Origin of the sequence: Streptomyces cahuitamycinicus, assembly GCF_002891435.1 — a bacterium.
GTDB lineage: Bacteria > Actinomycetota > Actinomycetes > Streptomycetales > Streptomycetaceae > Streptomyces > Streptomyces cahuitamycinicus.
Genome location: NZ_POUC01000453.1, coordinates 1 through 6,123, shown reverse-complemented (window position 1 = coordinate 6,123; position 6,123 = coordinate 1). Strand labels below are relative to the sequence as shown.

Here is a 6,123-nt window from a genome sequence, read left to right as displayed (position 1 = left end):
CGGTAGAAGGGGGCGGCGGCCGGGGCCCGCCAGTCGATGACCAGCGGTGTGTAGTCCTGGTCGAGGACACCGATGCGGCCGATGTGCAGCGTCTCGGCGATGTCGGCGGTGTTGTCGGGGCGTACGGCCCCCTCCGCCGGCTCGATCGCGGTGTACGCCCCGTCGGGGCCCTTCTTGCCGTCCTTGCCGGTCAGCAGGTCGATCCGGCCGAAGAGGAAGTCCTCGAACTCATTGTTCAGCCGGCTGAGGTGGATGCCCGCGCGGAAGACCTGCGCGTCCCGTTCGGCGAGTGCGCCGGGGGTGCCGACCTGCCCGCGCCGGGCCGCGTCCTGCATCAGGAACTCCGCCTCGTGGATCTTCTCCTCGAGGCGCCGGTACACCCGGTCGAGGTGTTCCTGTTCGACGTCGATCTCCCGGTCGCGAACCGAATCGCGCACCGAACCGACCGCGTCTTGTCTGTGAGCCTGAGCGGCCACCGGGCCCCCTTCTGACGTGCTGGGCAGCCGTCAACCGTACGCGAAGGGGACCCCTGGAAGCTACGGGCTGGCGGGCAGGCGCGGGACCTGTTGCCCCGATGCCTCCCGCCGGGCGGCCGGAAAGACCCGAACGGACCTTGGAGGTCCTTACGCGTCGACCTCGACCAGCCGCTTGCCGTCGAAGGTGACGACCTCGAAGTGGTCGATCTCGTTCGGCTCGAAGGCGGCGCCGCCCTGGACGTACAGGGGCTCCTTGGCCTTGGCGGACTTGGCGTCCGGCAGGCCGTAGCCCCACTCCGGGACGGACCAGGAGGAGAGGGTCTCGCGCTCGCCGTTCTTGCCGACCGCGACGAGGGCGCACTTCAGCGGGCCCTTGACGTTCTTCAGCTCCAGGACCATGCCCGTGCCCCAGTCCTTCTTCTGCAGGGCGACGGTGGCGGAGACCTTGGTGTTCGGGTCGGTGGCGGTGATCTTGTCGGAGATGCCGTCGAAGGCGGCCTTGGCGGGGCTCGCCGCGAGCGGGCGGTTCTCCGCACCGCCGCCGTCACCGCCGTTCGTCGCGACCGCGACGAACGGACCGCCGATGATCAGCGCACCGGCCGCGGCCACCATGTAGAGGCTGCGGCGGCGCTTCTGGGCGCGGCGGACGGCGACCTCGTCGACCAGCTTCTCCACCACGCGCGGCCGGGGCTTCGCGGACAGCGACTCGCCGATCGCGGGTGTACTGCCGGAGCCGGGGAGGTCGGCGAGGGCGGCGAGCATCGGCTCCATGCCGGCCAGTTCGTCGAGCTGCTGGGCGCACCATTCGCAGGTGGCGAGGTGGGCCTCGAAAGCGGTTGCTTCGGCGTCGTCGAGGATGCCGAGGGCGTAGGCGCCGACGGTCTCGTGCTCGTTCGGCACCGGAGATTCCTGCATGGGGCCAGACATACCCATGCCTCCCGTACCGAACCCTTGGTTACCCCCGTAAACACTCATCACGCCGTCACCCCCCGCTCCTCCAGTGCCAGCTTCATGGAACGCAGGGCGTAGAACACCCTGGAGCGGACGGTGCCGCTGGGTATGCCCAGGGTCTCGGCCGCCTCGTTGACGGTACGCCCCTTGAAATACGTCTCGACGAGCACCTCCCGGTGGGCGGGCGTCAGGTCGTCGAGTGCGTCCGAGAGAGTCATCAGCCACAGCGCCTTGTCGATCTCGTCCTCCGCGGGGATGACCTCCAGCGGCGACGGGTCGACCTCCTGCGGCCGGGCCTGCCGGCTGCGGTGGCCGTCGATGACGATGCGCCGGGCGACCGTCACCAGCCAGGGGCGTACCGATCCGGTCGCTCTGTTGAGCTGACCGGCGTTCTTCCAGGCACGGATGAGCGTCTCCTGGACGACGTCCTCGGCGCGCTGCCGGTCTCCGGCGACCAGGCGCAGGACATATGCGAGCAGGGGTCCGGCGTGTTCGCGATAGAGCGCACGCATCAGCTCCTCATCGGGTTCCGAGGGCTGGGACATGCGATGTCGGGCCCTCGGTGCACGTTCATTGGCCACGACGGAATCCTTGCGCACGCCCACCTCCGGTGTCCGGGGGTTCCCCCAGTCGGTCGCTCCACAAGCCGTACGGACGCGAGCCGTTGGGTGTTCAAAGAGACGTGACAGTTTTCTTCGAGATGACGTGACGAGCTGGACATGGGGTCACATTCCCACCCCGCGTTCTTTACATTTCCGCCACATCGACAAGATCAAGCCAGGCCTTCCCTACGGTGTCGTAGGTAAACGGCATGTAATCGAAATCACTTCGACAGTGGGGTCGCAGAAGTCGCATTTAGGACAGGGGAATTGAGTGCACGGACCACTCAATTCCGTTTCACGCGCGGGCGAGTGCCGCGCGGCGACGGTGCCGGGCCACCCTTTCGCGGTTTCCGCAGACCTCACTGGAGCACCAGCGCCTCCTGCGTCCCCGGGAGGTGTCGAGGTACACAATGGGACAGTTGTCGCCTTCGCACTGGCGCAGGGCCGCGCGGGCGACGGGGTCCGTCAGCAGGTCCACGGCGTCCCTGGCGACGACGGCGAGCAGGGCGGCGCAGCCGGGCGGGCCGTCCAACCTCCGCAGGAGCTGGCCGTCTTCGCCGCGGACCGCGCGCGGGGCCGGGGGCGCGGTGCGGGCCAGGTCGTTGACGCGGGCGAGGGCGAGGTCGTACGTCGCGACACCCGGTCTCGGCCGGCAGCGCACCAACCGGTCGATCTGGGCGCGCAGTTCACGGAAGGCGAGCAGCCAGCCGGTGTCCGCGTGGGTCAGGGCGGTGTCCGCCGGGACGAGTCCGGAGCCGGTGATCCAGGCGCGCAGCACCTCCACGGAGTCGAGCCGCTCCTCCGGGTGCGTGGTGGAGAGCAGGTCCAGGCAGGTTCGCCCGGCGTCGAAGCGCAGCTCGTAGGGGGCCGTGGCCGTACCCAGTGCCATGTGCCTGTCACCGCCTAGGGGTTCACCCCGGTCGCGAGGGCCTCGGTGAGACGCCAGTGAGAGGGCCGGTAAACCGCTCCCTCTTACAGTGCCTGCCCGCTACGACGCCGGAAACCCCTCGCACACACCTCGACGCGACGGCCGCCCGGACGGGACACGCGTTCAAGCCATGACGGAGGCGGACGCCTCGCCCCGACGGGTCCGGCGCCAGGGGCTTGTGATGGATCTCCGTGACGCCGCGGAGATTCATCACAAGCTCCCTGGGCGTCCTGCTCGGGCCGGGTGGCCGGGTCCGGCGCGTTCCGGCTCAACCTCCGGACGGGCTCACGCGTCCGCGTACTTCGTTTCCGCGCTCGGGTCGAGGGCGAGGCGGTAGCCCCGCTTGACCACCGTCTGGATCAGCTTCGGGGTGCCGAGGGCCGTGCGGAGCCGGGCCATGGCCGTTTCGACCGCGTGTTCGTCGCGGCCGGAGCCGGGGAGGGCGCGCAGGAGGTCCGCGCGGGCCACGACCCAGCCGGGGCGCCGGGAGAGGGCGCGCAGGAGGGACATGCCGGCGGGCGGGACCGGTTTGAGGTGGCCGTCGACCAGGACGGCATGGCCCCGGATCTCCACGCGGTGCCCGGCGACGGGGAGGGAGCGGGCCCGCGCGGGCAGTTCCTGGCAGAGGAGCTGCACCAGGGGGCCGAGCCGGAAGCGCTCCGGCTGGATCGTGTCGATGCCACGGGACTGCAGAGGCAGGGCGGTGACCGGGCCCACGCAGGCCGGCAGGACGTCGTGGCTCAGCGCCGCCAGGACCTCGTCGAGCAGTCCGCGCTCCTCCGCCCGGGAGAGCAGGGAGGCCGCTGCCGGGGCGCTGGTGAAGGTGACAGCGTCCAGCGCCCGGGCGACCGTCGCGTCCAGCAGGCGGTCGACCGGGGTGATGTCCTCCGGCGGCATCCAGCGGTAGACGGGCACGCCGATCACGTCGGCCCCACCCTCCCGCAGCGCCTCCACGAACCCGGGCAGCGGCTCACCGTGCAGCTGGATCGCGATCCGCAGACCGTCGACGCCCTCCTCCAGCAGCCGGTCCAGCACCTCCGCCATGGACTCCGACGACGGCGACCACTCCTCCGTCAGCCCGGCGGCCCGGACCGCGCCCTTGACCTTCGGCCCGCGCGCCATGATCCGCACGCCGCCCAGCCGCGCGAGCAGTTCCTCCCCGAGTCCCCAGCCGTCGGCGGCCTCGACCCAGCCCCGAAAGCCGATCGCGGTGGTGGCCACGGCGATGTCCGGCACCTGCTCGATGATCTCCTTCGTCGCCGCCAGCAGTTCGCTGTCGTCGGCGAGCGGCACGATCCTGAGGGCGGGGGCGTGCAGGACGGCGGCACCACGTCGCTGCAGCAGCACCCCGAGCTCGTCGGCCCGGCGCGCGGCCGTCACACCCACGGTGAAACCCGCGATGGGCCCGTGGTCCGGTCGCTTCTCTTGCTCGTCCATGGCTCTCGTCCCGCACTCGAGTCGTCGTACTGCGTGGGTACGGCGTACCTACATGCCGATCGAGCCTGTCAACGGCTCGTGACAGGCTCGGATCGGCTTGATGTCGACGGTGTTACGTCACACCTTGGCGTAGCTGAGCTGCGGCTTCGCCTCCGAGGTCGCCGTGGTGACGGGCCCCCGGGGAGCCGTACGGCGAAGGTATACGGCCCAGGTGACCACGAAGCAGACCGCGTAGAAGGCGAGGAAGGCGACGAACGCGCCGGTGCCGGAACCGTAGGAGAGGAAGGACTGTCGGAAGGCGAGGTTGATGCCCACACCGCCGAGCGCGCCCACCGCGCCGATGAGTCCCATGGAGGCGCCGGAGAGCCGCCGTCCGTAGGCCGCCGCCTCCTCACCCTCCAGCCCCTTGGCCAGGGCCTTGTTCTGGAAGATGCCCGGGATCATCTTGAACGTCGAGCCGTTGCCGAGCCCGCTGAGCACGAACAGCACCACGAACGCCCCGGTGAACAGCGCCAGCGACTTCTCCATGGAGGCGCCGATCAGGACCGCAGTCGCGATGCCCATTCCGACGTAGTTCCACAGGCTGATCTTCGCGCCGCCGTACTTGTCGGCCATCCACCCGCCCAGAGGCCGGATCAGCGAGCCGAGGAGCGGACCGATGAAGGTGACGTACGCCGCCTCCAGCGGGGTGCGTCCGAACTGGTTCTGGAGGACCTGCCCGAAGGCGAAGCTGTATCCGATGAACGACCCGAACGTGCCGATGTAGAGGAAGGACATGATCCACGTGTGGGAGTCCCGCGCGGCGTCCTTGGCGGCACCGGTGTCGTTCTTCACGTTCTCGATGTTGTCCATATAAAGGGCGGCCATGACGGCGGCTACGAGGATCAGCGGGATGTAGATCCCGAGCAGCACGCGCGGCCCGCCGCCGGCACCGATGATGGCGAGCGCGGCCAGCTGGATCACCGGTACGCCGATGTTGCCGCCGCCCGCGTTCAGACCCAGGGCCCAGCCCTTCTTCCGCAGCGGGAAGAAGGCGTTGATGTTGGTCATGGAGGAGGCGAAGTTGCCGCCGCCGATGCCGGCGAGCAGGCCGACGAGCAGGAACGTGGAGAAGGAGGTGCCCGGCTCCATCACGGTGAACGCGGCGACGGTCGGGACCAGCAGGAGACCGGCGGAGATGATCGTCCAGTTCCGGCCGCCGAAGATCGCGACGGCGAAGGTGTACGGGACGCGGACGACGGCGCCGACCAGCGTGACCATCGAGGTCAGCATGAACTTGTCGGCCGGGGTCAGTCCGTAGTCCGGGCCCATGAAGAGGACCAGCACGGACCACAGGGTCCAGACCGAGAAGCCGATGTGCTCCGAGAGTACGGAGAAGAAGAGGTTCCGGCGGGCGACCTTCTCCCCGGTCTCCTTCCAGAAGGTCTCGTTCTCCGGATCCCAGTGCTGGATCCAGCGTCCGCCCCTGCTCGGGGGTGCGGGTGCTGTGCCAGGGCCTGTCATGACGCCTCCACTGTGCTCCGGGGCTCGGTCGTGCTTCGTGTGACTGATCCCGAAGGTAGGGAGGACGCGTTTCCTGCCTGTGGCACCGAGGGTGTCCGCGAGGGAACTTCGCTCTCACCCCGGGCTCGGGCGGGATGAGAGATTCCGGCAGGTTTCGGTTCAGTGCTGCGGGGGCTGCCAGTGCGGGTTCTGCTGCTGGGGGTGGGGCTGGTGGTGAGGCTGGCCG

The 6,123-nt window shown here is 69.6% G+C and carries 5 protein-coding genes and 1 pseudogene; all 6 read right to left on the bottom strand.

Translation table 11 applies throughout. The features are described 5' to 3' along the window. Positions 1 to 476, bottom strand: a pseudogene (locus tag C1J00_RS36440) (helicase); the annotation flags it as partial. Positions 477 to 623: 147 nt separating this feature from the next. Continuing rightward, a complete protein-coding gene (locus C1J00_RS36435; protein WP_102913212.1) occupies positions 624 to 1,451 on the bottom strand; it encodes an anti-sigma factor family protein in 828 nt (275 codons plus the stop codon). Beyond that, positions 1,451 to 1,972 (bottom strand): sigma-70 family RNA polymerase sigma factor, encoded by a 522-nt coding sequence (locus tag C1J00_RS36430; RefSeq protein ID WP_010039908.1) that lies wholly within the window; start codon positions 1,970 to 1,972, stop codon positions 1,451 to 1,453. Before C1J00_RS36430 ends, C1J00_RS36435 begins: the two co-directional genes overlap by 1 nt. Before the next feature lie 352 nt (positions 1,973 to 2,324). Beyond that, positions 2,325 to 2,918 carry a CGNR zinc finger domain-containing protein gene (locus C1J00_RS36425; RefSeq protein ID WP_102913211.1) on the bottom strand — a complete coding sequence of 198 codons (594 nt, stop codon included), beginning with the start codon at positions 2,916 to 2,918 and terminating at the stop codon, positions 2,325 to 2,327. A 324-nt stretch (positions 2,919 to 3,242) separates the two neighbouring features. After that, on the bottom strand, positions 3,243 to 4,394 hold the full coding sequence (locus C1J00_RS36420) for a uroporphyrinogen-III synthase (protein WP_102913210.1): 1,152 nt from the start codon (positions 4,392 to 4,394) through the stop codon (positions 3,243 to 3,245). Positions 4,395 to 4,511: 117 nt separating this feature from the next. Continuing rightward, positions 4,512 to 5,897, bottom strand: coding sequence for a nitrate/nitrite transporter (locus C1J00_RS36415; RefSeq protein ID WP_102913209.1), 1,386 nt, complete (start codon positions 5,895 to 5,897; stop codon positions 4,512 to 4,514). Positions 5,898 to 6,123 lie beyond the last annotated feature (226 nt).

Bases quoted from the DNA above. Each gene is read 5' to 3' on its own strand.
- C1J00_RS36435 (WP_102913212.1), bottom strand. From the start codon at position 1,451: ATGAGTGTTTACGGGGGTAACCAAGGGTTCGGTACGGGAGGCATGGGT.
- C1J00_RS36430 (WP_010039908.1), bottom strand. From the start codon at position 1,972: ATGTCCCAGCCCTCGGAACCCGATGAGGAGCTGATGCGTGCGCTCTAT.
- C1J00_RS36420 (WP_102913210.1), bottom strand. From the start codon at position 4,394: ATGGACGAGCAAGAGAAGCGACCGGACCACGGGCCCATCGCGGGTTTC.
- C1J00_RS36415 (WP_102913209.1), bottom strand. From the start codon at position 5,897: ATGACAGGCCCTGGCACAGCACCCGCACCCCCGAGCAGGGGCGGACGC.
- C1J00_RS36425 (WP_102913211.1), bottom strand. From the start codon at position 2,918: ATGGCACTGGGTACGGCCACGGCCCCCTACGAGCTGCGCTTCGACGCC.